Origin of the sequence: Dechloromonas sp. CZR5 (assembly GCF_008711155.1) — a bacterium.
In the GTDB taxonomy this organism is placed as follows: Bacteria; Pseudomonadota; Gammaproteobacteria; order Burkholderiales; family Rhodocyclaceae; genus Azonexus.
On record NZ_VUYQ01000002.1, the window covers coordinates 723636 to 747476 of the forward strand.

General features: G+C 64.1%; 25 protein-coding genes. 23 read left to right on the forward strand and 2 right to left on the reverse strand.

Annotated elements, in window-relative coordinates; genetic code table 11:
- Positions 1-71 precede the first annotated feature (71 nt).
- Genes cobC through F1002_RS08695 form a run of 12 tightly spaced genes read left to right on the forward strand, consistent with a single transcriptional unit; the run spans position 72 to position 13470 of the window.
- Positions 72-584: an alpha-ribazole phosphatase family protein gene (cobC, locus tag F1002_RS08640; protein WP_150428603.1), complete on the forward strand. Its 513-nt coding sequence runs from the start codon at positions 72-74 to the stop codon at positions 582-584.
- 45 nt (positions 585-629) lie between these two features.
- Entirely contained in the window at positions 630-1724 is a 1095-nt protein-coding gene (gene rfaQ / locus F1002_RS08645; protein WP_223879508.1) for a putative lipopolysaccharide heptosyltransferase III, read from the forward strand.
- Entirely contained in the window at positions 1721-2863 is a 1143-nt protein-coding gene (locus tag F1002_RS08650) for a glycosyltransferase family 4 protein (protein ID WP_150428605.1), read from the forward strand. The genes rfaQ and F1002_RS08650 overlap by 4 nt, the downstream gene beginning before the upstream one ends.
- 49 nt (positions 2864-2912) lie before the next feature.
- A complete protein-coding gene (gene msbA, locus F1002_RS08655; RefSeq protein WP_150428606.1) occupies positions 2913-4670 on the forward strand; it encodes a lipid A export permease/ATP-binding protein MsbA in 1758 nt (585 codons plus the stop codon).
- Entirely contained in the window at positions 4670-5755 is a 1086-nt protein-coding gene (locus F1002_RS08660; protein WP_150428607.1) for a glycosyltransferase family 4 protein, read from the forward strand. Before msbA ends, F1002_RS08660 begins: the two co-directional genes overlap by 1 nt.
- On the forward strand, positions 5752-6582 hold the full coding sequence (locus tag F1002_RS08665; RefSeq protein WP_150428608.1) for a polysaccharide deacetylase family protein: 831 nt from the start codon (positions 5752-5754) through the stop codon (positions 6580-6582). The genes F1002_RS08660 and F1002_RS08665 overlap by 4 nt, the downstream gene beginning before the upstream one ends.
- Positions 6582-7730, forward strand: coding sequence for a glycosyltransferase family 9 protein (locus F1002_RS08670; RefSeq protein ID WP_150428609.1), 1149 nt, complete (start codon positions 6582-6584; stop codon positions 7728-7730). The genes F1002_RS08665 and F1002_RS08670 overlap by 1 nt, the downstream gene beginning before the upstream one ends.
- Complete coding sequence (locus F1002_RS08675) at positions 7727-8923, forward strand: glycosyltransferase (RefSeq protein WP_150428610.1); 1197 nt, start codon at positions 7727-7729, stop codon at positions 8921-8923. Before F1002_RS08670 ends, F1002_RS08675 begins: the two co-directional genes overlap by 4 nt.
- Complete coding sequence (locus F1002_RS08680; RefSeq protein WP_150428611.1) at positions 8920-10065, forward strand: glycosyltransferase family 9 protein; 1146 nt, start codon at positions 8920-8922, stop codon at positions 10063-10065. The genes F1002_RS08675 and F1002_RS08680 overlap by 4 nt, the downstream gene beginning before the upstream one ends.
- A complete protein-coding gene (locus tag F1002_RS08685) occupies positions 10062-11201 on the forward strand; it encodes a glycosyltransferase family 4 protein (protein ID WP_150428612.1) in 1140 nt (379 codons plus the stop codon). Before F1002_RS08680 ends, F1002_RS08685 begins: the two co-directional genes overlap by 4 nt.
- A complete protein-coding gene (locus F1002_RS08690) occupies positions 11198-12514 on the forward strand; it encodes an O-antigen ligase (protein ID WP_150428613.1) in 1317 nt (438 codons plus the stop codon). The genes F1002_RS08685 and F1002_RS08690 overlap by 4 nt, the downstream gene beginning before the upstream one ends.
- Entirely contained in the window at positions 12511-13470 is a 960-nt protein-coding gene (locus tag F1002_RS08695) for a glycosyltransferase family 9 protein (RefSeq protein WP_150428614.1), read from the forward strand. The genes F1002_RS08690 and F1002_RS08695 overlap by 4 nt, the downstream gene beginning before the upstream one ends.
- Here the strand turns inward: F1002_RS08695 and polA are convergent.
- On the reverse strand, positions 13467-16187 hold the full coding sequence (gene polA / locus F1002_RS08700) for a DNA polymerase I (protein WP_150428615.1): 2721 nt from the start codon (positions 16185-16187) through the stop codon (positions 13467-13469). The genes F1002_RS08695 and polA overlap by 4 nt on opposite strands.
- Before the next feature lie 3 nt (positions 16188-16190).
- On the opposite strand from polA, the gene F1002_RS08705 reads away from it, so the two are divergent.
- The 11 genes from F1002_RS08705 (at position 16191) to F1002_RS08755 (ending at position 22652) form a co-directional block, all read left to right on the forward strand.
- Positions 16191-16919 (forward strand): TIGR00730 family Rossman fold protein, encoded by a 729-nt coding sequence (locus tag F1002_RS08705; protein WP_370452132.1) that lies wholly within the window; start codon positions 16191-16193, stop codon positions 16917-16919.
- Between the two features lie 30 nt (positions 16920-16949).
- Positions 16950-17279 carry a DUF2782 domain-containing protein gene (locus F1002_RS08710; RefSeq protein WP_150428616.1) on the forward strand — a complete coding sequence of 110 codons (330 nt, stop codon included), beginning with the start codon at positions 16950-16952 and terminating at the stop codon, positions 17277-17279.
- A gap of 3 nt (positions 17280-17282) precedes the next feature.
- Positions 17283-18209, forward strand: a complete 927-nt coding sequence (locus tag F1002_RS08715; protein ID WP_150428617.1) for a homoserine kinase — start codon at positions 17283-17285, stop codon at positions 18207-18209.
- A 9-nt stretch (positions 18210-18218) separates the two neighbouring features.
- Positions 18219-18965, forward strand: coding sequence for a BPSS1780 family membrane protein (locus tag F1002_RS08720; protein WP_150428618.1), 747 nt, complete (start codon positions 18219-18221; stop codon positions 18963-18965).
- Positions 18966-19012: 47 nt separating this feature from the next.
- Positions 19013-19741: a BPSS1780 family membrane protein gene (locus tag F1002_RS08725; RefSeq protein ID WP_223879509.1), complete on the forward strand. Its 729-nt coding sequence runs from the start codon at positions 19013-19015 to the stop codon at positions 19739-19741.
- Positions 19698-20387 carry a nicotinate-nucleotide adenylyltransferase gene (gene nadD, locus F1002_RS08730; RefSeq protein WP_191090344.1) on the forward strand — a complete coding sequence of 230 codons (690 nt, stop codon included), beginning with the start codon at positions 19698-19700 and terminating at the stop codon, positions 20385-20387. The genes F1002_RS08725 and nadD overlap by 44 nt, the downstream gene beginning before the upstream one ends.
- Complete coding sequence (rsfS, locus tag F1002_RS08735; RefSeq protein WP_150428621.1) at positions 20387-20755, forward strand: ribosome silencing factor; 369 nt, start codon at positions 20387-20389, stop codon at positions 20753-20755. The genes nadD and rsfS overlap by 1 nt, the downstream gene beginning before the upstream one ends.
- On the forward strand, positions 20752-21222 hold the full coding sequence (rlmH, locus tag F1002_RS08740) for a 23S rRNA (pseudouridine(1915)-N(3))-methyltransferase RlmH (RefSeq protein WP_150428622.1): 471 nt from the start codon (positions 20752-20754) through the stop codon (positions 21220-21222). Before rsfS ends, rlmH begins: the two co-directional genes overlap by 4 nt.
- Complete coding sequence (locus tag F1002_RS08745; protein ID WP_150428623.1) at positions 21222-21827, forward strand: nucleoside triphosphate pyrophosphatase; 606 nt, start codon at positions 21222-21224, stop codon at positions 21825-21827. The genes rlmH and F1002_RS08745 overlap by 1 nt, the downstream gene beginning before the upstream one ends.
- Before the next feature lie 152 nt (positions 21828-21979).
- Positions 21980-22237 carry a DUF3079 domain-containing protein gene (locus F1002_RS08750; RefSeq protein WP_150428666.1) on the forward strand — a complete coding sequence of 86 codons (258 nt, stop codon included), beginning with the start codon at positions 21980-21982 and terminating at the stop codon, positions 22235-22237.
- Complete coding sequence (locus F1002_RS08755; protein ID WP_150428624.1) at positions 22230-22652, forward strand: PAS domain S-box protein; 423 nt, start codon at positions 22230-22232, stop codon at positions 22650-22652. Before F1002_RS08750 ends, F1002_RS08755 begins: the two co-directional genes overlap by 8 nt.
- Before the next feature lie 53 nt (positions 22653-22705).
- On the opposite strand, the gene F1002_RS08760 is transcribed toward F1002_RS08755, so the two are convergent.
- Positions 22706-23764, reverse strand: a complete 1059-nt coding sequence (locus F1002_RS08760; RefSeq protein WP_150428625.1) for a hypothetical protein — start codon at positions 23762-23764, stop codon at positions 22706-22708.
- Positions 23765-23841: the final 77 nt, after the last annotated feature.

Genomic DNA, 23841 nt, shown 5'->3' on the forward strand with positions numbered 1-23841 from the left:
GGAGCACCGGATTTGCGGAGTGCCAGTACTTTCCATATGTGCGGTGAAGCAGTATTCCTAGCCAAGTTCAGATGAAACTATATCTAGTCCGCCATCCGAAGCCGGAGCTGGAGCCAGGCATCTGCTACGGTCGGCACGATTGTGCGGCAGAGAATCTTGTCTCTGCGGCTGGTGTATTGTTGGCTGGATTGCCGCATGGTTTGCCAGTCTGGACAAGTCCCTTAATCCGTTGCCGTGCCCTGGCAGAGTGTCTTCATTCCCATCCCGTCATCGACGACCGCCTCGTCGAGATGCATTTCGGCGACTGGGAGGGCCAGCGCTGGGACGACATTCCGCGTGCCGAACTCGATGCCTGGGCGGCGGATGTGGCAGGGTATGCGCCACCGGGCGGGGAGTCGCCGCGGGAGTTGCAGCGGCGGGCGCTCGATTTCGTCGCCTCGCTGGATGTGCCGGAGGCGGTGATCATCACCCATGCCGGGGTGATCCGTACCTTGCTGGCGCATTGGCGGGGGTTGCCGCCGGAGCGGTGGACGGAGCTAAACTTTGCCTACGGGTCGTGCACGGTGGTCGACGTGCCGCGCTGACGGTGGCGCGGATCGGCGGGGCCGGTAGCGGGTAGAATGCCGGCCATGGAAAATTTCAATCCCTTGCGCGACGCGATCCCGGTGGGCGAAGTCCGCCGGGTGCTGGTCATCAAGCTGCGTCACCATGGCGACGTGCTGGTCAGTTCGCCGGTGTTCTCGGCACTCAAGGCGCATGCGCCGCAGGCCGAGATCGACGCGCTGGTCTATGCCGATACGGCTGAGATGGTGACGCTGCATCCGGCCATCGCGCAGGTGCATACCATCGACCGCAAGTGGAAGCAGCTGGGCGCGATGGGTCAGCTCAAGGCCGAGCTGGCGCTGTACAACGCGCTGAAGGCGCGGGGTTACGACCTGATCATCCATCTCACCGAACATTGGCGCGGCGCCTGGCTGTGCCGGCTGTTGAAGCCGCGCTGGGCGGTCGGTCCGGCGGTGAAGGGGCGGCCGAAGCGCTGGAAACAGAGCTTCACGCACCTCCAGACCATGCACAACCCACTGCGCCACATGGCGGAGACCAATCTCGATGCGCTGCGCCGGCTTGGCATCCAACCGGGTCCGGACGAGCGGCGCCTGACGCTGGTGCCGGGGGCGGCGGCCGAGGCAGCGGTGGCGGCGCATCTGGCCGGCTTTGGTTTGCGCGGCAAGGATTTCATTCACGTGCATCCCGCCTCGCGCTGGTTCTTCAAGTGCTGGCCGGTCGAGCGCATGGCGGCGCTGGTTGAGCGACTGCAGGCGGCGGGCCACGCGGTGGTGCTGACGGCGGCGCCGAGCAACGACGAAAAGAAAATGCTGGAGGCCATACAGGCGCGCTTGGCCAAGCCGGCCTTCAGCCTGTCCGGCCAGTTGTCGCTGAAGGAACTGGCGGCGCTGACCCAGGCGGCGAAACTGTTCATCGGCGTCGATTCCGCTCCCATGCATATCGCGGCGGCGGTCGGCACGCCGACCGTGGCGCTGTTCGGGCCGTCCGGCGACAAGCAGTGGGGGCCGTGGAGCGCCAATAGCCGCGTCGTGGCCAGCCAGTCTCATCCGTGTCGCCCCTGCGGCCACGACGGTTGCGGCGGCGGCAAGGTCAGCGACTGCCTGACCTCGATCGCTGTCGACGACGTGATGGCGGCCGCACAGGAATTCCTCGGCGCGTGAAGATCGCCATCATTCGCCAGCGCTACAACCCGTTCGGCGGGGCCGAGCGCTTCGTCGAGCGCGCGCTTGGGGCGCTGGCCGGCGAGGGGGCGGAGGTCACGCTCATTACCCGCAACTGGGACGGCGCGCCGCGTGAGGGTTTCCGGCAGATCACCTGCGATCCGGCCTATTCGCGGCTGCTTGGTGGTCGGGCGGCGCGCGACCGCAGTTTTGCCGCAGCGGCGCAGGCCGAGATGGCCAAGGGTGGTTTCGATATTACCCAGTCGCACGAACGCATCCCCGGCTGCATGATCTTCCGGGCCGGCGACGGTGTGCATGCCGCCTGGCTCGACCATCGCGCCCGCATTCTCGGCCCCGTGCAGCGGGCGACGCAGCGGTGGTCGCCGTATCACCGCTACGTGCTGGGGGCCGAAAAGGGGATGTTCGCCGATCCGGCCCTGCAGGCGGTGATCTGCAACTCGCAGATGGTGGCCGACGAGATCGAACGTTACTACGGCGTGGCACGCAGCAAGTTGAAGGTCATCTACAACGGCGTTGATACGGAGGTGTTCCATCCGGGACTGGCCGATGAGCATCGGCGCGCGATGCGCTCCGGCAATGGCATTCCCGACGAGGCGCCACTGCTGCTCTTCGTCGGCAGCGGCTTCGAGCGCAAGGGTGTGCCGCAGTTGCTGCGGGCGGCAGCGCGCATGCAGCGGACCGATGCGCGCATCGTCATTGTCGGCGCCGACCGCAAGCTGAAGGCGATGCGGAAGCTGTCCGAACTGCTTCGGTTGGACCGGCGGGTGCTGTTCACCGGACCGCTCAAGGATGTCCGCCCGTGGTACGGCGCAGCCGACGGTTTCGTGCTGCCGACGCTCTACGACCCGTGTCCCAATGCGGCGCTGGAGGCTTTTGCCTGCGGCCTGCCGGTGGTGACCTCGACGACCTGCGGGGCGCAGGAGTGGGTACACGCCGGCGAGAATGGCTGGGTGGTCGATGCGGTCGATATCACTGCGCTGGCTGGCCGGCTGGACGATCTGGCCGGATTGGCCGGGAATGGGGAAGCGCGGTCAGCGGCACGGGCCGTGGCCGAACCGCTGACCCTGCCGGCGATGGCCGACCGGTTGCTGGCGCTCTACCGTGCGCTGGGCCGTTGACGCGGCCAAGGTATAATCTCCGGTTCTACTTTTCGCTTCAAGGATTTGCATGTCTGCTGACATGACCAGCCGCGAGCTGTACCTCCGGCTGCTGACCTATGTCCGCCCCTACTGGAAGGCCTTCCTTGCCGCGCTGGCGTGCATGGGGCTTTCCTCGCTGGCGGAACCGGTCTTTCCGGCGATCATGAAATCGCTGCTCGACGACGGTTTTTCCAAGGCCAACGGCCCGTGGGACTGGCTGTTCTACCCGCTGGCGATCATGGGCATCTTCCTTGTCCGGGCCATCTTCGGTTTCCTTGGCGATTACCTGATGAGCTGGGTGTCGAGCAACGTCGTGGCCGAGTTGCGCCAGGCCATGTTCGCCCGCATGGTGCGCCTGCCGACCCGCTACTACAGCGACAACCTGTCCGGTCGCCTGATGTCGCGCATCGCCTACGACGTGACCGGCGTCGCCGGGGCGGCGACCAATGCGCTGACCTCGCTGATCAAGGATTCGCTGTCCATCATTGGCCTGCTGATCTGGCTGCTTTGGCTGAACTGGCAATTGACCCTGATTACCTTGAGTGTCGTGCCCTTCATCGCCATCGTCGTGCGGGTCTTCAGCAAGCGCTTGCGCAGCGTGGCGCGCGGCCAGCAGGAGTCGATGGGCAAGATCACGCAGGTGCTGCAGGAGACCATCGAGGGGCACAAGGTGGTAAAGATTTTCGGCGGCCAGAAGTACGAGGAAGACCGCTTCTACAAGTCGGTGCGCGAGCAGCGCCGCCTGGCCATGCGGGCGACCATGGCATCGGCCGCGCAGTCGCCGCTGGTCCAGTTCTTCGCGGCGACCGGCGTGGCGGTCATCATGGGCGTTGCCCTCAAGCAGGCATCGAATGACCAGACGACGGTCGGCAGCTTTGTCTCCTTCGTCACTGCGATGCTGATGATCATGGCGCCGCTGAAGCGGGTCACCGACGTCAATGCGCCGATCCAGCGCGGTCTGGCGGCGGCGGAAAGCGTTTTCTCGCTGATTGACGAGGATGCCGAGCCGGACAACGGCAAGGAAGACCTTGGCCGTGCCCAGGGTCTGGTCGAATTCGACAAGGTGACCTTCACCTACCCGGGCGCCGAGCGCCCGGCGCTGGAGGGGGTGTCGTTGACCCTGCGCCCCGGCGAATGCGTGGCGCTGGTCGGCCCGTCGGGCAGCGGCAAGACCACGGCGGCCAACCTGCTGCCGCGCTTCTATGCGCTCGATTCCGGCGAGATCCGCGTCGACGGCCATGCCCTGCCCAACATCCGCCTGAACAGCCTGCGCGCCAACATCGCGCTGGTCAGCCAGGACGTCGTGCTGTTCAACGACACCATCGGCGCCAACATCGCCTATGGCGGGAAGCGCGACGCGACCCCCGAAGAAATCCGCGCCGCGGCCAAGGCGGCGCATGCGCTGGAATTCATCGAAGCCTTGCCCGATGGCTTGAACACGATGATCGGCGAGAACGGCGTCAAGCTGTCCGGTGGCCAGCGGCAGCGTCTGGCCATCGCTCGCGCCATCCTCAAGGACGCACCGATCCTGATCCTCGACGAGGCGACGTCGGCGCTCGACACCGAATCCGAGCGCCATGTGCAGGCCGCCCTCGACGAGCTGATGAAGGGGCGCAGCACGCTGGTCATCGCCCACCGCCTGTCGACCATCGAACGTGCCGACCGCATCATCGCGCTGGCCCACGGCCACAAGCAGGAAGAGGGCTCGCACGCCGAACTGCTTGCCCACGACGGTCTGTACGCCCGCCTGTATCGCATGCAGAAGGCGGAAGAGGTCGCTGTCTGATGCGCATCCTGCATACCGAGTCGTCGAAGGGCTGGGGCGGCCAGGAAAACCGGACGATGAACGAACTGGTCACCATGCGCGACCGGGGCCACACGCTGGCCGTCGTCGGCCGGCCCGGAGCGCGCATCCTGGATCGCGCTCAGGAAGCGGGATTCGAGACTTTCGTCGTTGACATGCGCGGCGCCATCGACCTGCCGGCAATCGTCCGTCTGCGCTCGGTGATCAAGCACTTCAACGCCGATGTCGTGAATACCCACAGCGGCCGTGATACCCAGCTGGCCGGCATGGCCGCCCGGACGATGATCAATCGCCCGGCCATCGTCCGCACCCGCCACCTGGCACTGCCCATCACGTCGAAATTCACCTACAGCGTGCTGCCCGATCATGTCGTGACGGTCAGCAAGTTCGTCGAGAACTATCTGGTCGAGGCCGGCGTGCCGCGCGACGGCATCACCACCATCCCGACTGGGGTCGATTTCTCGCGCTACGACCGCGCCACCGTGCAGGGCAATCTGCGCGAGGAACTGGGTCTGCCGGCCGAGACGCTGCTCGTCGGCACCGTCGCTATCCTGCGCGCCAAGAAGGGTCACGCCGACATTCTCGATGCGGCGCCGGAAGTGCTGAAACGCTTTCCGAATGCCCATTTCGTTTTTGCCGGCGACGGCCCGCAGACCGACAACCTGAAGGCACGCATTGCAGTCGACGGGCTGGAAGAACGCATTCACCTGCTCGGCCTGCGTCGCGACGTCACCAACGTGCTCGCCTCGCTCGATGTCTTCGTCTTGCCGACGCATCAGGAAGCCCTCGGCACCGCCTTCATTGAGGCCGGTGCGATGGGCCTGCCGGCGGTGGCGACCCATGTTGACGGGGTGCCGGAAGTGATCCTCGAAGGCAAGACGGGCTATCTTGTTCCTCCCCATGACGGCAAGGCATTGATCGAGCCGATCAGCCGACTGCTCGCTGACCCGGTGCTGCGTCAATCGATGGGTGCCAATGCCACCGAGTTCGTGCGCCGCAAGTTCTCCCGCGAAGTGATGGCGGAGGGCATGGAAGCCTTGTACGAACGCCTGCTGGAGGCGCAATGAGTTTCGGGCAGCCGCTGCCCGTGCTGATGTATCACCACATCAGTCCGAAACCCGGGCTGGTGACCTGCTCGCCGGAGCACTTCCGCGCCCACATGCAGTGGCTGGCGGAGAATGGCTGGAAGACCCTGTCTACGGACGAATTCACGCAGATTCTGGCGACCGGCAAGGTGCCGAAGAAAAGCGTGCTGATCACCTTCGACGATGGCTACCTCGACAACTGGGTCTATGCCCATCCGGTGCTCAAGGAATTCGGCCAGCGCGCCACCTTGTTCCTGATTACCGGCTGGATGGGGGAGGGCGAGGTTCGTCCGCATGTCGGCCAGCCCAGCGTGCCGGATGTGCCAACCCATGCCCAGGCAATGGCCGCCGCCGCCGATGGCAAGCTGGATGAGGCTTTCCTGCGCTGGTCGGAGGTTCTGGCCATGCGTGATGCCGGTACTTTCGATTTCCATTCGCACACCCACACCCATACCCGCTGGGATCGCCAGATCGCCGATCAGGCCGAGCGCGACCAGGCGCTGGCCGACGATCTCGCCGCTTCACGCGCCACGCTGAAAACGCGGCTTGGCAGCGATAGCCCCCATCTGTGCTGGCCGCAGGGCTACTACGACGCCGCCTACCAGCGCGTGGCGCGGGCCGCCGGTTTCACTCATTTGTACACCACCGAGCATGGCGTCGTGCGCCGCGAAGTCGATCCGGGGCGCATCCCGCGTCTGGTCATCAAGGACAAGCCGGCCAAATGGTTCGGGGGGCGCATGGGGCTCTACGGACGGCCGCTGCTGTCGGCGCTCTACCTCGGGTTGAAGTCGGGCGGGAAGGGTCGCTGATGCGTCTGCGCTTGCGCGAACCGCTGCTGTATCGCTGGCTGCGCCTGAAGCGGGCGCTCGACCGTCGCCCACGTCCAGCCAGTGAATTGGGCACGCCGGCCATCCGGCGCATCCTGGCCATTTCCTGCACGGCGCTGGGTGACACGCTGCTGTCCACGCCGGGCTTGCGGGCACTGCGCCAGACCTACCCGCAAGCGCAGATTACGCTACTCGTGCATCCGTCGTTGCAACAGCTCTTCACCGGTCTGGCCGACGTGGACGAGTTGATTCCTTACGACGGCAAATGGCGGGGCTTTCGCCGCGTCGCCAGCCAACTCACGGGATTTGATCTGGCGGTCATCCTGCATGGCAACGAACCGCAGGCGACGCCGCTGGCCTACCTGTCCGGTGCCCGTCACATTTTCAAACTGCCCAACAACAACCGCTGGAACTTCCTGCTCAGCAACCATGAGCCGGTGTTTGGCTGGGATGATCTCGGGCATGGCATCGATCAACGTCTGGCGGTCGCCAAGCTGGCGGGTGCTGGTGGCGAATTTGACCGCCACATGACCGTACCGGCTCATGCCGAAGGCCGGGTGGCGCTGGATAAGGCGCTGGCCGAGCGCGGCTGGCAGGATTCGATCATCGTCGCCTTCCAGCCTGGCGCCTCGACGATGAGCCGGCGCTGGCCGCGCTCGCGCTTCATTGCGGCGGCTGCCGAGATGGTCAAGGCGCGGCCGGACCTGCGTTTCGTGGTGACCGGTTCGCCGGCCGAAGCGGCGCTGTGCCAGGAGGTCGCCGCCGGTATCGAAGCCGCCGCACCGCTTGCCGGCGGAACGCGGGCCTGGGCTTCGGCCGGGCAGTTGCCGCTGATCGCCTTGCCCGACTTGCTGCGCCGCGCCAGCCTGCTGGTGACCGGCGATACCGGGCCGATGCATCTGGCGGTAACGGTCGATACGCCGGTTGTTGCGCTGTTCGCGGTCTCCGATCCGGCGCGCTCCGGCCCCGGCTACGATCTCGACAAGCACGTGATCATCCGCAAGTGGCGGACTTGCAATCCTTGCTACTCGAAGAACTGCCCCTACGCCGAGCCGATCTGCATGGACAATATCGCAGTCGATGAAGTGGTAGCGGCGGTCGATGCCATCCTCAGCCGGGGGCGGCCATGAGCACACCGAAACGTGTTCTGTTGCTCGACACCGGCAACGAGTGGGGCGGTGGCACCAACAGCATGTTCGAGTTGCTGAAGCGCATCGATCGGTCGCGCTTCGATGTGACCTGCTGCTTCTACAAGGACTACAAGAAAGGCCAGAGTGGCCGTCTGCTGTCCGAGGAACTGGCCGATATCGGCATTCCGCTGATCCTGTTGCCAATCCGCAAGCAACCACTATGGGCCAAGCTGGCCAAGGAAGTGGCGCGTGGTCTGCTGTCGTGGTCCGGCCGGCTGAAGAAACGGGCGGTGCTGGCCATCGAGATGCAATGGCGCATCAAGCCGCGTGTCGCTGCCTTGAAACTGCTGCTGGAAGAGAGGGCTTACGACCTGCTGTACATGAACAACCAGCCGTCGTCGAACCTCGAAGGCTATCTCGCCGCCGAGGCGGTCGGCCTGCCGGTCGTCCAGCACTGCCGCATCGAACCGACCCTGCAGGCCAACGAGGCAGCAGTGGTCAATCGCACCGCGACACGCATCATCTGCGTGTCGCAAGGCGTGGCCGACGTGCTGGCAGCCCAGCGTGTCGCGGAGAATCGGCTGCGCGTGGTCTACAACGCCATCGACAGCCGTATCGCGCTGCCGCCGCCGGTCGAACTGCCTCCGACGGCCAAAGAACTGGTCATCGGGACGGTCGGCCAGCTGACGGCGCGCAAGGGTGTCACGCACCTGCTGCAGGCCGTGGCCAACCTGAAGGCCGAAGGGCTGGCGGTGACCTGCCTGATTCTCGGCGAAGGGCCGCAGCGGGCGGAGCTGGAAAGTGCGGTGAGCCGTCTTGGGCTGGTCGATCAGGTCAGTTTTGTTGGTTTCCAGTCGGCGCCGCTGGCCTGGGTGCAGGCGATGGATGTCTGCGTCCTGTGTTCGAGCAAGGAAGGCTTGCCGCGTGTGGTGCTCGAAGCGATGCTGGCGAGCAAACCGGTGGTCGGTTCCGATGTGACCGGCACCCGCGAACTGGTGGTGCACGAGGAAACCGGCCTGCTCTATGCCTATGGCGATGTGGCGGCGCTGACGGCGTCGCTGCGCCGACTGTTGAACGATGCCGATCTGCGCGGCAATATGGGTGATGCCGGGCGCCGGCGGGTGGCCGAACGCTATTCGATCGAAGCCTATGTCGCCGGTGTCATGCAGGTGCTTGACGAGGCGGTGCCGTGATCTACCTGCTGCTGACCTGGTTGCTGGCACCGCTACTGTGGCTGCGGGCAGCATTGCGTAGCGCGAAGCGGACGAATCGCATCCTGGTCATCCAGACCGCCAAGATCGGTGATTTCGTGGCGACGACGCCGGTTTTCCGGGCCTTGCGCAGCCGCCTTCCCGGGACCCAAATCGTTGCCCTGTTGCACCCGGTGAATGTGCCGCTGGCGCGTCAGCTGGATAGCATCGACCGCATCGTGACCTTGCCCAAGCATGGCTTCAAGGGCTGGGCTGGCAAGCGCTGGCTGCTCGACCAGCTGGCCGAGGGCTACGATGGTGTGTTGATTCTGAGCCCCAACCTAACCAACCTGTTGGTATCGTTCTGGGCGGGCGTGCCGCAGCGTGTCTCGGTGCTGGCCGACCGTCGGCAGGGTAGTGCCTGTCTCGCCTGGCCTTTCCTGACCCATGGGGAACCGCACCGGGCCGGGCAGATGTTCCGCGAAACGGCCCTGCGGGCTTTGGGCGGGCTGGATATCCGTGTGGATGAACAGCTCCTTGCACTGCCCAACGAAACTCAGGGCGCCGTGAGTGGACAGACGAAATTCGCCGCGCTCCAACCGCTCCTGCACCGACCGGTGGTGGGCTTCGGATTGGGGGCTGGCAATCGCATGAAGGCGCTCGACAAGGCGCAAGTTGAAGCGCTGGCCAGCCAGATCGTCAGTCGCACGGCGGCGACACTGGTCCTGGTTGGCACCGATGCCGACAAGGCGGCGGCCGAAGTCCTCCGCGTCAGCCTGCCGCCAGATCGTGTCGTCGATACCACCGGACAATGGGCGCTCGACGAATTGCCCATCCTGCTGGGCGCCCTTGATTGCTTCGTCGGCGTCGATTCCGGCGCTACCTACATGGCCGACGCGCTCGGCGTGCCGGTCGTCGATTTCATGGGGCCGGCCGACCACCAAGACCAGCAGCCGATCGGTCGCCAGGCGGTGGTGATCCGCAGCGCCGAGCCCTGTGCTCCCTGTTCGCATGCCTTCGATGCCCCTTATGCCTGCCATCTGGGAACGCGGGCTTGCATTGCCAACTTGCCCATTCCGACCGTTGTCGAATCGGTCGAGGCGATCCTGGCTTCCCAATATTCCGTTGCCGAGTGTCGACAATGAAACTTGCCGTCTTCAAGGATTATGGCGTCGGGCGTTACTTCGCCCAGCTCTTCGATTCGATTCCCGATACGACCTTTTTTCTGTCGGAAAAGAACAAGTCCGGCCTCAACATCACGCCGCACCGGGTGCATCTGCTGACCAAGAAGCAGCAACTGCGCGATTACCTGAAGGCGCCGTTCAAGGCCTGGCGCCGCCTGAAGGAAAACGACAACGACAAGAAACGCGATTTCTTCTATCAGGAAGTCGAGCGTTCGGCGGCCAGCGGCGAGTTCGATGTCGCGCTCACCGGTTCCGACCGCTCCTTGCATACGCTGGCTTCGCTGAAGGCAAAAGGGCACAAGTTCAAGCTGGTGTACTGGATTCCCTTCACCATTCCTTTCGTCGACATGTTCGACCCGCGCTCGCTGGCCATTCGCCAAGCGGCGTTTCCGCACGTCGACCTGTTCGTGGCGATTACCGATACCTGCCGCCGCGTGCTGTTGCTGGAAGGCATTCCCGAGGAAAAGATCGTCCACGTTTATCCGGGGGTCGATACCGAAATCTTCCAGCCCCGTCCACAAGCGAAACAGGATGATGTTTTCCGCATCCTGTTCGTCGGCAAGCTGGTGAGCTGGAAGGGCTGCTATACCTTGCTCTATGCAGCGAAGGAACTCCTGTCGGAAATTCCCAACCTGGAGCTGACTTTCGTCGGCCAGGGGGCGCAGCGCGAAGGCCTGGAGCAAGCGGCCGAACTGCTGGGCATCAAGGACAGGGTGAAATTCACCGGTTTCCTGAAATACGATGCCCTGCCCGATATCTATGCCCAGTCCGACGCCTTTGTGCTGCCGGCACTACCGGCGATCAACCTGGCCGAACAGTTCGGTTTCGTCGTTGCCGAGGCGATGGCTTGCGGGTTGCCGACGGTGGTGTCGCGCGTGGGAGGGCTGCCCGAGGTGGTCGGCGAGCGTGACGAACTGATTTTTACGCCCGGCGATTTCCGGGATCTGGCGGCCAAGCTGCGGGCGATCCACGCCTCAAAAGCGTTGGCTGCCGAACTGGGGCAGCATTGCCTGACGCATGCGCGAACCCACTACGATGCCAGGCTGAATGGATTGGCACTGAAAGCGGTGCTTGAAAAGATGGAGCGGGGGCAATGAACGACGCAGCGCTGACGGGCAAGCCGGACCGGCTGGTGCAACTGACCCTGGGCCTGTGGTGGGTGCTTCTTTTCATCCAGCCTTTCGAAAAATTCGTGGCCGTAAAGTACCTGATGATGGTCGGCCTGCTGATCGCAGCGCTCCCGCTTGCCCTACGCGCCGAAGTACGCCAGCGCCTGAGCAGTCGCAACATCGTCCTGGGCCTGGCACTGGCTATTGTCGTCTGGTGCGTCGCCGTGTCGGCGGCCAGCCCCTATCCCGCCGACAGTCTGCATGCCTTGCCGCGCGACCTGCTGCTGCAGGCAGAGTTGCTGCTGGTCGGCAGCTTGCTGGTGACCGGCCCGAAACAGGCGCGAACAGCCTTGTGGATGATCATGGCCGGCTTCGCCGCGGTCAGTTTGCTGTCCGCCGTCGAGGTTGCCTCGTATCTGCGAGATCATGCTTTGAGCGAAGGGCAGATTCCCCGTTCCCACAAGTCCTTTTGGGGCGGTTACGCGACGATGGCCAGTTTTTGCCTGCCGCTGATCATCGCTTTTGCGGTATCGACTGCCAGCGGCATTCGGCAGCGCGTACTGCTCGGCGTTCTCTGCCTGCTCGGTGTGGTGCTGACCGGCCTGTACGGTTCGCGCAGCCCGCTGTTGGTGGTTGCTATCGCGGTCATTGTGCTGTTCGGGCTGCTGCGTGCCTGGAAGGCGCTCGCTGTCGCCTTCCTGCTCATGGCCTTGGGTGTCGGCTGGGTGGCTACGCAGAGCAATCTCGGCTACCTCGAAAAATACCGCTCACTCGCCGAGGCCGATACCTATGTCACCAACCAGGGCTTGAGCCTGCGCCTCGACGTATGGTCCGGCGTGATCGAACTGATCGAGGCACGGCCGGTGCTTGGTTATGGCTATGGCTGGAAGAAGCTGGCCTGGGCGATCAACGATGGTGGCTATGCTGAGCGCTGGAAAGCCACGGACCCGGGCAAGTCGGCTTATTTCCTCGGCGAAGAGACAGCTGCCAGCTACGGCAAGGTCAATCCGCACAACTATTTCCTGCAGGTCGCCTTCGAGATCGGTATTCCCGGCTTGCTGCTGGTGCTCGCCTTCTGGCTGGCCGTCTTCTGGCAGGGACTGAAAGGAATCGTGCGCGGACCGCTCGAACATCAGCGTTTGCGGGTGGTGATCCTGACGACCTTGCTCGCCTACCTGCTGAGCAATTTTGCCAACGGCTTCTGGGTCGGTGGGCTGGCCAATATGGCTTGCGCGCTGGTCGGTATCCTGATTGGCCTGACGTTGAGCGAACAATCTGCCGCTGCCGGGGAGAGCAAATGAATATTCTGGTCATCCGCCGCGACAACATCGGCGATCTGGTGTGTACGACGCCGATGCTGGCGGCCCTGCGCAAGGCCATGCCCGATGCGTGGATCGGTGTGCTGGTCAATCAATACAACGTCGCAGTGATGCGCGGCAATCCGGATGTGAACGACGTATTTGCCTATCGCAAGGCCAAGCATCGCGGTCCGGGCGAGAGCAAGCTGGCGATCTGGCTGGAGACGGCCGGGCTGTTGTGGAAGCTGCGTCGCAAGGGCATCGATGTGGCCATCGTCGCCTCGCCGGGGGGCGACCGCTACGCCAAGCTGGTCGGCGCCCGACGGATTATCGCCGACAAGCCGGGGGCGCCTTTCCATGAGGTCGAGGCGGTCGGCAAGCTGCTGGCCCCGCTGGGTATCGAACCAGCGCTCGGTCCATTACAGCTGACGCCGGTGGCAGACGTGGTTGCTGCCATGCGTCCGAAACTGGCCGAACTGGCCGGTCGGAAAATCTGGGCCATTCATCTGAGTGCCCGAGAGAAGAGTCGGCGCTGGCCGGCCGAGAAATACATCGAGCTCATCGAGCGCCTGGCCTCGCCGGAACGCGGGTTCGCGTTGTTCTGGTCGCCCGGGCCGGCCGATCATCCGGCGCACCCGGGGGATGACGAAAAGGCGGCACAGGTACTGGCCGCCTGCCACGACAAGGGAGCGGTGCCGGTGGTGACGGAACGTCTGGAAGAGCTCGTCGCCGCGCTCTCGCTGTGCGACGGCTTCGTCGGTGCCGATGGCGGTGCCATGCATCTGGCGGCCGCGCTCAACCTGAAGACAGCGGCGCTGTTCGAGAATTCCGAAGCCAAGCGCACCCGCTGGTACCCGTGGGGCGCCCGGCATGTGCTTTTGCAGCCAACGACCTTCGCCGTGGCCGATATCAGCGTCGATCAGGTCGAGTCGGCGGTACGGGAACTCGAAGGCGCCTAGTGCGCTGCCTCCCAGTTCGGTCCGACACCGACCTCGACGACCAGCGGCACCTTTAGTTCGGCAACCTGGCTCATCAGCTTGGGCAGGTGGGTACGAACGTCTATCAATTCGACATCCGGCACTTCGAGCAACAGTTCGTCGTGCACCTGCAGCACCAGCCTTGATTGCATGCCGGTTTTTTCCAGCCAGTTCTGTACCGCAACCATCGCCAGCTTGATCAGGTCGGCCGCGGTACCCTGCATCGGTGCGTTGATCGCTGCGCGCTCGGCGCCCTGGCGGCGCATCGCCTGGCTGGAGCGGATTTCCGGGAACCATAGGCGGCGGCCGAAGGCGGTTTCGACGTAGCCCTTGTCGCGTGCCGTCTGACGGGCTTCTTCCATGTACTGGGCGACGCCGGGATAGCGGGCGAAGTAGCGGTCGATGTAGGTCTGCGCCGCGCTGCGTTCCAGTCCGAGCTGGCGGGCGAGGCCGAAGGCGCTCATGCCGTAGATCAGGCCGAAGTTGATGCTCTTGGCGACGCGACGCTGGTCGGGGCCGACTTCGAGCGGCGTGACGCCGAAGATCTCGGCAGCCGTCGCCCGGTGCACGTCCTCGCCGTGAGCGAAAGCGTCGCGCAAGCGCTCGTCGCCCGACAGGTGGGCCATGATGCGCAGTTCGATCTGCGAATAGTCAGCCGAGACGATGCTGCTGCCGGCCGGCGCGATGAAGGCGGTGCGGATGCGCCGGCCCTCCTCGGTACGTACCGGGATGTTCTGAAGGTTGGGGTCGCTGGAGGCGAGGCGCCCGGTTACTACGGCCGCTTGCGAGAAGTGAGTATGCACTCTTCCGGTCTGCGCATTGAGCATGCGCGGCAGCTTGTCGGTGTAGGTGCCTTTCAGCTTGGACAGGCTGCGGTGTTCGAGCAGCAGCCTGGGCAGCGGGTAATCGAGCGCCAGTTCGGTGAGCACTTCCTCGTCGGTCGAGGGGCCGCCGGTCGCGGTCTTCTTCTTGACCGGCAGGCCGAGCTTGTTGAACAGGATGTCACCCAGCTGCTTGGGCGAGGCCAGGTTGAAGGGCTGGCCGGCCAGTTCGTAGGCCTGGGTTTCCAGCGCCATGATCTTCTGGCCCATCTCGTGGCTTTGCCGCGACAGCAGGTCGGGATCGATCAGGATACCGTTACGCTCGATCTGCCAGATGACCTGGCGGGCCGGCATCTCGATGTCGTGGTAGATGCGGCTGAGGCCCGGTTCGCTGGCGAATTGCGGATGCAGCGCCTCATGGACGCGCAGCGTCACGTCGGCATCCTCGGCGGCGTAGGTCGCGGCGCGTTCGATGTCGACCTGATCGAAGGTGATCTGCTTGGCACCCTTGCCGCACAGGTCTTCGTAGGCGATGGTTTCCAGACCGAGGTGGCGGCTGCACAGCTGGCCGAGGTCGTGGCCCTTGTCGGACTCGATGACGTAGCTTTGCAGCATGGTGTCGTGGGCAATGCCGGCCAGCGTGATGCCGTGGTTGGCGAAGACGTGCTGGTCGTACTTGGCGTTCTGCAGGACTTTCTTGCGCTCGGCTGATTCAAGCCAGGGCTTCAGTTTTTCGAGAACCTTGTCGCGCGGCAACTGGTCGGCGACGCCGGGGGCGGTGTGGGCGAGCGGAATGTAGCAGGCTTCGCCGGGCTTTACCGACAGCGAAATGCCGACAATGCGCGCCTCGAACGAGTCGAGGCTGTTGGTTTCGGTGTCGAGGGCGGTCAGCGGAGCGACTTCAATTTTCGCCAGCCATGCGTCGAACTGCGCCCAGGTCAGCACCGTGTCGTAATGAACGGCGATCTTTTCGGCCGGGGGCGGGGCGTCCGCGATGCCGACCGTTTGCGCAGGGACGCCGGCGGCTGCCCCGGGACCGTCGATCTCGGTCAGCCAGGTACGGAACTGGTAGCGGGTGTACAGTTCGCGCAACATCGCGGTGTCGGGCGGGGTCGCCGTCAGCGTGGCGGGGGCCGGCAGGTCGGGCAGGTCGCAGACGACCGTGACCAGCTTCTTGCCCAGCGGCAGGAAGCCGAGATGGTCGCGCAGGTTCTGACCGACCACGCCGCCGATGTCGGCCGCATTGGCCACGATGTTGTCCAGCGATCCGAACTGGGTCAGCCATTTGACGGCCGTCTTCGGGCCGCATTTCTGCACGCCGGGCACGCCGTCGACCGTGTCGCCGACCAGTGCCAGGTAGTCGATGATGCGCTTCGGCGGTACGCCGAACTTGGCCTCGACGCCGGCTTCATCCAGCAATTCGTTGCTCATCGTGTTGAACCAGCGGATCTTTGGGCTCACCAACTGGGTCAAATCCTTGTCACCGGTCGAGATCAGGGTCTCGATGTCCGCCGCGGCGGCCTGGGTGGCCAGTGTGCCGATCACGTCGTCGGCCTCGACGCCGTCGATGGTCAGCACCGGCCAGCCCGCGGCGCGGATGGCGGCATTGATCGGCTCGATCTGGGCGCGCAGGTCGTCGGGCATCGGCGGACGGTGCGCCTTGTACTCGGGATACCAGTCGTCGCGGAAGGTCTTGCCCTTGGGGTCGAAGACAACGGCCTTGTAGTCCGCCTTGTAGTCGCTTTCCAGACGACGTAGCATGTTCAGGACGCCGTAGATGGCGCCTGTCGGCTCGCCGGCCTTGTTGCGTAGGTCGGGCAGGGCGTGGAAAGCTCGATAGAGATAGGACGAACCGTCCACCAACAACAAGAGAGGCATAAAGTGACCGAGAGCGATAAGCTGGTGATGGGTGTGGAGACCGAGGCCCTGTTGAAAAATACGACGGCCCGTGAATCCTGGCGGATTTTTGGCATTATGTCAGAGTTCGTCGAGGCGACCGAACGTCTGGCGGCGATCAAGCCGGCCGTGACCCTGTTCGGTTCGGCACGTGTCCGCCCCGAGTCGAAGTACTACATGCTGACCGAGCAATTGTCCCGTCTGTTGTCGGATTCCGGCTTCTCGGTCATCTCCGGCGGTGGGCCGGGCATCATGGAAGCGGCCAACAAGGGGGCCTTCTTCGGCAAGTCGCCGTCGGTCGGTCTCAACATCCAGTTGCCGCATGAGCAGAAGTCCAATCCTTATCAGGACATCTCGCAGACTTTCCGCCACTTCTTCGCCCGCAAGTACATGTTCGTCCGCTTCGCCAGCGCCTATGTGGTGATGCCGGGCGGCTTCGGCACGCTCGACGAATTGATGGAGGCGCTGACGCTGATCCAGACCGGCAAGGCGCGCAAGATTCCGTTGATTCTGGTCTGTTCCGAGTTCTGGGGCGGCATGATCGATTGGTTCAAGGACAAATTGGTCGCCGAGGGCATGGTCGATGCCGAGGACATGAACCTGATCCAGCTGATCGATGAGCCGGAGAAGGTTGTCGAGGCGATCTTCAAGCATTACGAGGCCCGACCCTTCGGCCCGCTGCCCAACGAACACGAGATGCTGCTCAACCTGTAAAATCGAAGCATTGCCATCGAGGAATTCATCATGCGCCGTCTTCTCCCCATCCTGCTGCTTGCCGCATTGCCTGTCTGGGCGCAGAAGGGCGACCTCCAGCCGCTGCCCGCCGTTCCGCCTCCGCCGCCCGGCATGGAAGCCTTTGACGAAGCCCTCGAGCCGCAGGTCACCATCGTCAAGAAAGAAACGGAAACCCGCGAGGAATTCCGTATCAAGGGCAAGCTGTACATGGTCAAGGTCACCCCGTCCGTCGGCAAACCCTACTACCTGGTCGATCGCCAGGGCGACGGCGTACTGGTGGATGTCGGCCCCGACCAGCATCCGACCAGACCGCCGATGTGGGTTATTCATAGCTGGTAAGTCTTGTCCGTCTATACAACGGTCGGGCGGACCGAACTCGCCGCCTGGCTCCAGCCGCTCGGGCTGGGTGAATTGATCGACCACGCTGGCATCGCTGCCGGCATGCAGAACTCGAATTATTTCGTGACGACCGCGCGCGGTCGATTCGTGCTCACCTTGTTCGAACACCTCGAACCGGCAGCCCTCGATTTTTACCTTGCCCTGCAAGACCGCCTGGCTAGCAGCGGCCTGCCCTGTCCCCGGCCGGTGGCGGACAACCAGGGCCGACGCTGGCGCCTGCTGGCCGGCAAGCCTGCAGCCCTGCTGACCTGTTTGCCGGGTGCGGCAGTCGAGCAGGTGAGCGTCGAGCAATGCCGGGTGGTCGGCGCCTTGCTGGCGCGTCTGCACCTGGCCGCCGCCGAGATGCCCGATTCCCTGCCCAATCCCTGCGGTGCGGCCTGGCGTCGACACGTGGGCGAAAGCCTGCTGCCGCTCGTCGACGCGGAAGAGCGCCTCATGCTGGCCGATGAACTGGCCTTCCAGTCGGCGCAGGATTGGTCGGCGCTGCCGCGTGGCGTGATCCATGCCGACCTTTTCCGCGACAATGTGTTGTGGGATGCCTCCGGGCAGCTGAGCGGCGTGCTGGATTTCTACTTTGCCGGCGAGGATGCCTGGCTGTTCGATCTGGCGGTTGTTGCCAACGACTGGTGCGCCGACGATGCGGCGCTGGTCGCTCTGGTCGAAGGTTATGCCGGCGTTCGTCCGCTGCTGGAGGCGGAACGGCAAGCCTGGCCGGCCATGCGGCGGGCGGCCGCGCTGCGCTTCTGGCTGCTGCGTCTGGAGGTGCGGCACCGACCGCGCCAGGGCGACGTGGTAACGATCAAGAATCCTGACGATTTTCGTCGGCTTTTGACGTCTTTTCGCCTTGCTCCGGCCGCGCTCCCCCGTTAGCATCCGCGCATGAACGAAACTCCTGCATTTCCGATGGCGCCTGCCCCGTTTACCGGTGACAGCCGCGAGGTCGATCCCGGCGCCTGCTTCGACTGGCTGCGCCAGGGCTGGGCCATGTTCTTGGTCAATCCCGGCATCTGGATCGGCACCACCGTCTTGTTGCTGGTCATCCTGATGGCCATTTCCATCGTTCCCCTGTTCGGGCAGATCGCCGCTCACCTGCTGGTGCCGCTGTTCGGGGCCGGCATGTTCCGTATCTGCCGCCGTATCGCCGACAACAACGAGCCCGAGATCGCCGATCTGTTCGCCGGTTTCCGGCATGGTGCGGGGGATCTGGTCATGGTCGGCGTCTTCTTTGCGGCGGGCATTTTCGGCATTGCCTTCATCGCCTTCCTGCTCGTCAGCGGCGGTGTGCTGGGTGGCGTAATCACCGGCAAGGTGGCGGGTTTCGGCATTGCCCTCGGCGGCGTGATGCTGGCCGGTCTGCTCGTGCTCATACTGTCGATTCCGGTGATCATGGCTACCTGGTATGCCCCGGTGCTGGTGCTTTTCCACGACATGAAGCCCCTGGATGCCATGAAGGCCAGCTTTACGGCTGGCGCCAGGAACTGGTTACCGATGTGCATCTTCGGCGTATTCCTGGTTGTCGCCCTGTTTTTCGCCATGTTGCCGGTCGGCATGGGCTTGTTGCTGCTGTTGCCGGTGTTCTCCGGCGCGGTCTACGCGTCCTATCGCGACATTTTCATGGGTAGCTGACAGTGAGGGCTCAAACACTTCCACCGGCCGCCGGCTGGCAATGGCTCATGGGCGGGTTCGCCATCTTCCGGCGCAACCCCGTCATGCTCGGCATGCTGGTCGTCACCTACTGGTTCACCGTGCTGTTCCTGAATGTCGTGCCTGTCGTCGGCGTGCTGATGGCGTCGCTCGCCATTCCCGGCCTGTCGGTCGGCCTGATGCAGGCCGCGCGCAATCTGGAACGCGGCCAGCCGATCGGCCTGCAGACCTTGTTCGGCAGCTTGAAGGACAACGGACGCACGCTCGTCGCGCTCGGTGCGCTCTACCTGTGCGCTACGCTCGGCGTGCTCGGCCTGTCGTCCTTGCTCGACGGCGGCGAACTGATGCAGTTCATGCTTGCCAGCAACCGCGCAGAACGTGCGGCAGTCGAGGATTCCGACTTTTTGCTGTCGGCCATGTTCGTCATGATGCTGATGGTTCCCGTACTCATGGCCTGGTGGTTCGCGCCGGTGCTCGCTGCCTGGCATCGCCTCAGCGTGGGTCGGGCGCTGTTTTTCAGCTTCATGGCCTGCTGGATGAACTGGCGGCCCTTCCTGACCTACGGAATCGCTCTGCTCGTCGTGGTCGGCGTCCTGCCTGGCCTGCTGCTCGGCATCCTGCTTCTGCTCATGCCCGGCGCGGCCAATCTGGCAACGGCCATCCTGACGCTGCCGATGGTACTGGTTGTCGCACCGACCGTTTTCGCCAGCTTCTATGCCAGCTACCGCGACATCTTCGGTATCTCCGAAATTGTCTGAGCCTCTGGGCCTGTTCGGGGGGACTTTCGACCCCGTCCATTACGGCCACCTGCGCCTGGCCGAAGAGGCCATCGCCCATCTGGCACTGGGGGGCGTGCGCTGGATTCCGGCCGGCCAACCGCCGCATCGCGGCACGCCGCAGGTGACGGCCAGCCAGCGTCTGGCCATGGTGCGTTGCGCCACGGCCGGCAATCCGCGCTTTTCGGTCGATGCCGGCGAAGTCGAAGCGGCCGCGCCGAGTTACACCGTGCATACCCTGGAGCGCCTGCGGGCAGAACTTGGCGAGCAACAGCAACTGGTGCTGCTGGTTGGTGCCGATGCTTTCGCCGGATTGGCGACCTGGCACCGCTGGCGCGACATTTTCGGGCTGGCCCATGTCGCGGTCTCGCACCGGCCGGGTTTTCCGGTCGAAACCGCCAGCCTGCCGCACGAACTGGCAACCGAATTCAACGATCGTCGGCTGACCGATGTCGGTGCGCTGCGGGCGTCGCCAGCCGGCGGCATCGCCACCTTCGCGATGACGCAACTGGCCATTTCGGCGACCCAGATCCGCAAATTGCTGGCCAACGGACTTTCCGCCCGTTATTTGCTGCCGGACGACGTTCTCGACTATATTCAACTTCATTCTCTCTACAGAAACGCCTGATGGACATCCGCAAGCTGCAAAAAATCGTCGTCAACGCCCTCGAAGACATCAAGGGCAAGGATATTGAAGTCATCAACACCACCAAGCTGACCTCGCTGTTCGATCGCCTGGTCATCGCCACCGGCGACTCCAACCGCCAGGTCAAGGCCTTGGCGCGTAACGTCCAGGACAAGGTGCGCGAAGCCGGTGGGGAGATTGTCTCGGTCGAAGGCGAAGATGCCGGCGAATGGGTACTGGTCGACATCGGCGACGTCGTCGTCCATGTCATGCAACCCATGGTCCGCCAGTATTACAACCTTGAAGAACTGTGGCAGGTCACCCCGGCCCAGCGTCGCAAGCAGCAGGCGGAGCAGGCCGCCGGCGAATGAAGCTGGCCATTCTCGCCGTGGGCCATCGCCAGCCTGCCTGGGTCAGCGAAGGTTGCACCGAGTACCTCAAGCGCATGCCGCGCGAACTGCCGGCCAGCGTGAGCGAAATCAAGCCCGAGCCGCGCGGTTCGAAGACCCGCGAACAACTGCTGACAGCCGAAAAATCGCGTATCCGCGAAGCCTTGCCGGGCAGCTGCCGCATTGTCGTCCTGGATGAGAAAGGCGACGACCTGACCACCCTGAAACTGGCCAGGCGCCTCGAAGGCTGGATGCAGGACGGGCGCGACGTCGCCCTGCTCATTGGCGGCGCCGATGGTCTGGACGAGGAATTCAAGCAGCAGGCCGACGACCGGCTGCGCCTGTCGAGCTTGACGCTGCCGCACGGCATGGCCCGCCTGCTCTTGTGCGAACAGCTTTATCGCGCTGTCAGCGTCCTGAAGAACCATCCGTATCACAGGGAGGGATGATGCGCCTCTACCTTGCTTCACGTAGCCCCCGCCGCCGCGAACTGCTGCACCAGATCGGCATCGATTTCGATACCGTCGTCTTCCGCGACGGCATGCGGGCCGATCTCGAAACCGACGAAACGCCCTTGTTCAACGAAGACCCCGTGGTGTACGTCGAACGCATTGCCCGCGCCAAGGCGATGCACGGCCTGAAAATCGTTCAGGAGCGCCGTTTGCCGATGCGTCCGGTACTGGCGGCCGACACCACCCTCGAGTTTCGCGGCGAGATCATCGGCAAGCCTGCGGACATGGCCGATGCCAGCCAGATCCTGCGTAGCCTGTCCGGACATACGCACCGGGTCCTGACCGGGGTGGCGATCAATCATATGGGGCACACGGAATACGTGCTGTCGAGCAGCGAGGTCCGGTTCCGGGAAATCGACGACGAGGAAATCCGTCATTACGTGATGAGCGGCGAGCCGATGGACAAGGCCGGTGCCTACGGTATTCAGGGCCGGGCCGGCATGTTCGTCGAGCACCTGTCCGGCAGTTACACCGGGGTCATGGGATTGCCGGTGTGCGAAACCGGCGAACTGCTCAAGAAGCTCGGATTCCGGCCGCTCTGATTTCGCCGGTCGCGTGACTGGGGCGGTTTTGATCCACGTTAAACCGCCTGCTTAAAGCCGGAGTAATATACTCAACTAATATCCGGTGTCGGCCGGAGTGACGTTGAGGTCGCAAAATGACCACCAAGCCCGGTTTCTTCAAGTCCGCCGAAATGGCGAAAAAGTTTCCCCTGAATCCGAAACACCCGGAGCGGACCTGCTGGGGGTGCGACAAATATTGCCCGGCGAATGCCCTGCAGTGCGGCAACGGCTCCGGCCGTACCCAGCACCCCGCCGAGCTGCTCGGCGAGGACTGGTATCAATGGGGCGATTGGGGCATCGTCGACGACAACGCGCCGATGGAAAAGGACGAGCACCTGAGCCAGGAGCAGGCGCGAGACGCCAAACACGATGGTACGGATCATGCCTGAAAACCCGCAACGCAGCGCCGCGCTTCCCGAATCGATACTTGAGCAAGCCGCCGACGCGCTGATCTATTCCAATCGCCAGGGCATCATCGAGCGTTGGAACAAGGCGGCCTCGGCCCTGTTTGGCTACGAGCGTCTCGAGGCTATCGGACAAAGCCTCGACTTGATCATCCCGGAGTCGCTGCGGGCGGCACACTGGCGCGGTTTTCACGCGGCAGTCGCGCAAGGGGCCACGCGTCTGCACGGCAAGCCGACGCTGACTCGCGCCGACCATAAATCGGGCACCTGCCTTTACGTCGAGATGAGCTTTGCCCTCGTTACCGACGAAAGCGGCTGCGTCGTCGGCTCGGTCGCCATGGCCAGGGACGTGACGGATCGTGTGCTACGTCAAAAGGCGGAGGCGAAGGCCAATCGATAGCCCCGAGCAGGCACCGGCGTCGTGGGTTTGTGACCGCGCAAGCAGCGCACTGCTCAGGAAGCCCGGTTGCCAGCAGTCCTGATCCAATCGGCCGCTTGTCGGGCGCCGTCCGGTACGGGCAGCGGGCAGCGTGGCGATTGCCAGAGCCGGGCGAGAGCTTCGCCCAGTGTGCCGCACCGCAAATCTTCCTCGCCGATTTCGCCGCAACGGCCGTTCTGTTCCAGCCAGGCGATCAGGCAATCCTGTTCCGGCCAGTCCTCGCGACGCTGGTAGAGTACCGGTGTGCCGTTGCAGGCCGCTTCGGTGAAGGTGCCGTAACCCGGCTTGGTGATCACTGCATCGACCGAGCGCAACAGGTCGGCGAAACCGAGTCCCAAGGATTCGAAGGCGATGGCATCGGGATGCTCACATTGCCAGTCGGTGGCGACCAGCCAGCGGACGCCGGGCAGGCGTGGCCAGCGATCCGCCGGCAAATGGTGAGCGATGCCACCCATGGCGACCAGCACGGCCTTGTCGCCGCCCAACCCCAGATCGTGTTGCTGCCCCAGCGCGGCAATCGGGCCAATGGGCCGGGTGTTTCCCAGTCGTGTCATCGGCATGCCGGGCGTCACCCGCAGGAAGCTGCGCGCCGCGCGATAGGCCGACAGCATTTGGGCATGGATGGGTGCAGCCCAGTCCTCGTCGGCAAAAAAATGGTCAAAGAGGTCCGCCCAGTTCAGGGAGCACAGGCTCATCGCCGGGATGCCGGCGAGGGCGGCACCGGCGAGCGGCAGGTAGCTGACGTTGGTCAGTATCAGATCGGGATGCAGTCCGGATAGCAGCTTGGCTTCGGTGCGCACCCGTCCTGCCCAATCGGCATGGGCCGCCCGATAGGCAACCGCGCTGGCCGTTCGGTCGATACGCGTGGCGTCGATCATCACGTAGCCGAAATCGCTGCTTCCTCGCATGCATTCGAACGGCGCCCGGATGCGTTCGCGCAGCTTGGCCTCGGACAGGCCGCTGCGCAGTGTCAGGCGCAGATTCGGTTCGCTGTCGGCCAGGGCGTCGAGCACCGGCGCGGTGATCGCCAGATGCCCGAAACCGTGGCTGGAGATGTCGACGAAAAGGTGCAACTCAGCGGTTCTTGAAAGTCGGTTTGCGCTTTTCGGCAAAGGCGGCCATGCCTTCCTTCTGGTCTTCCAGCGCGAAG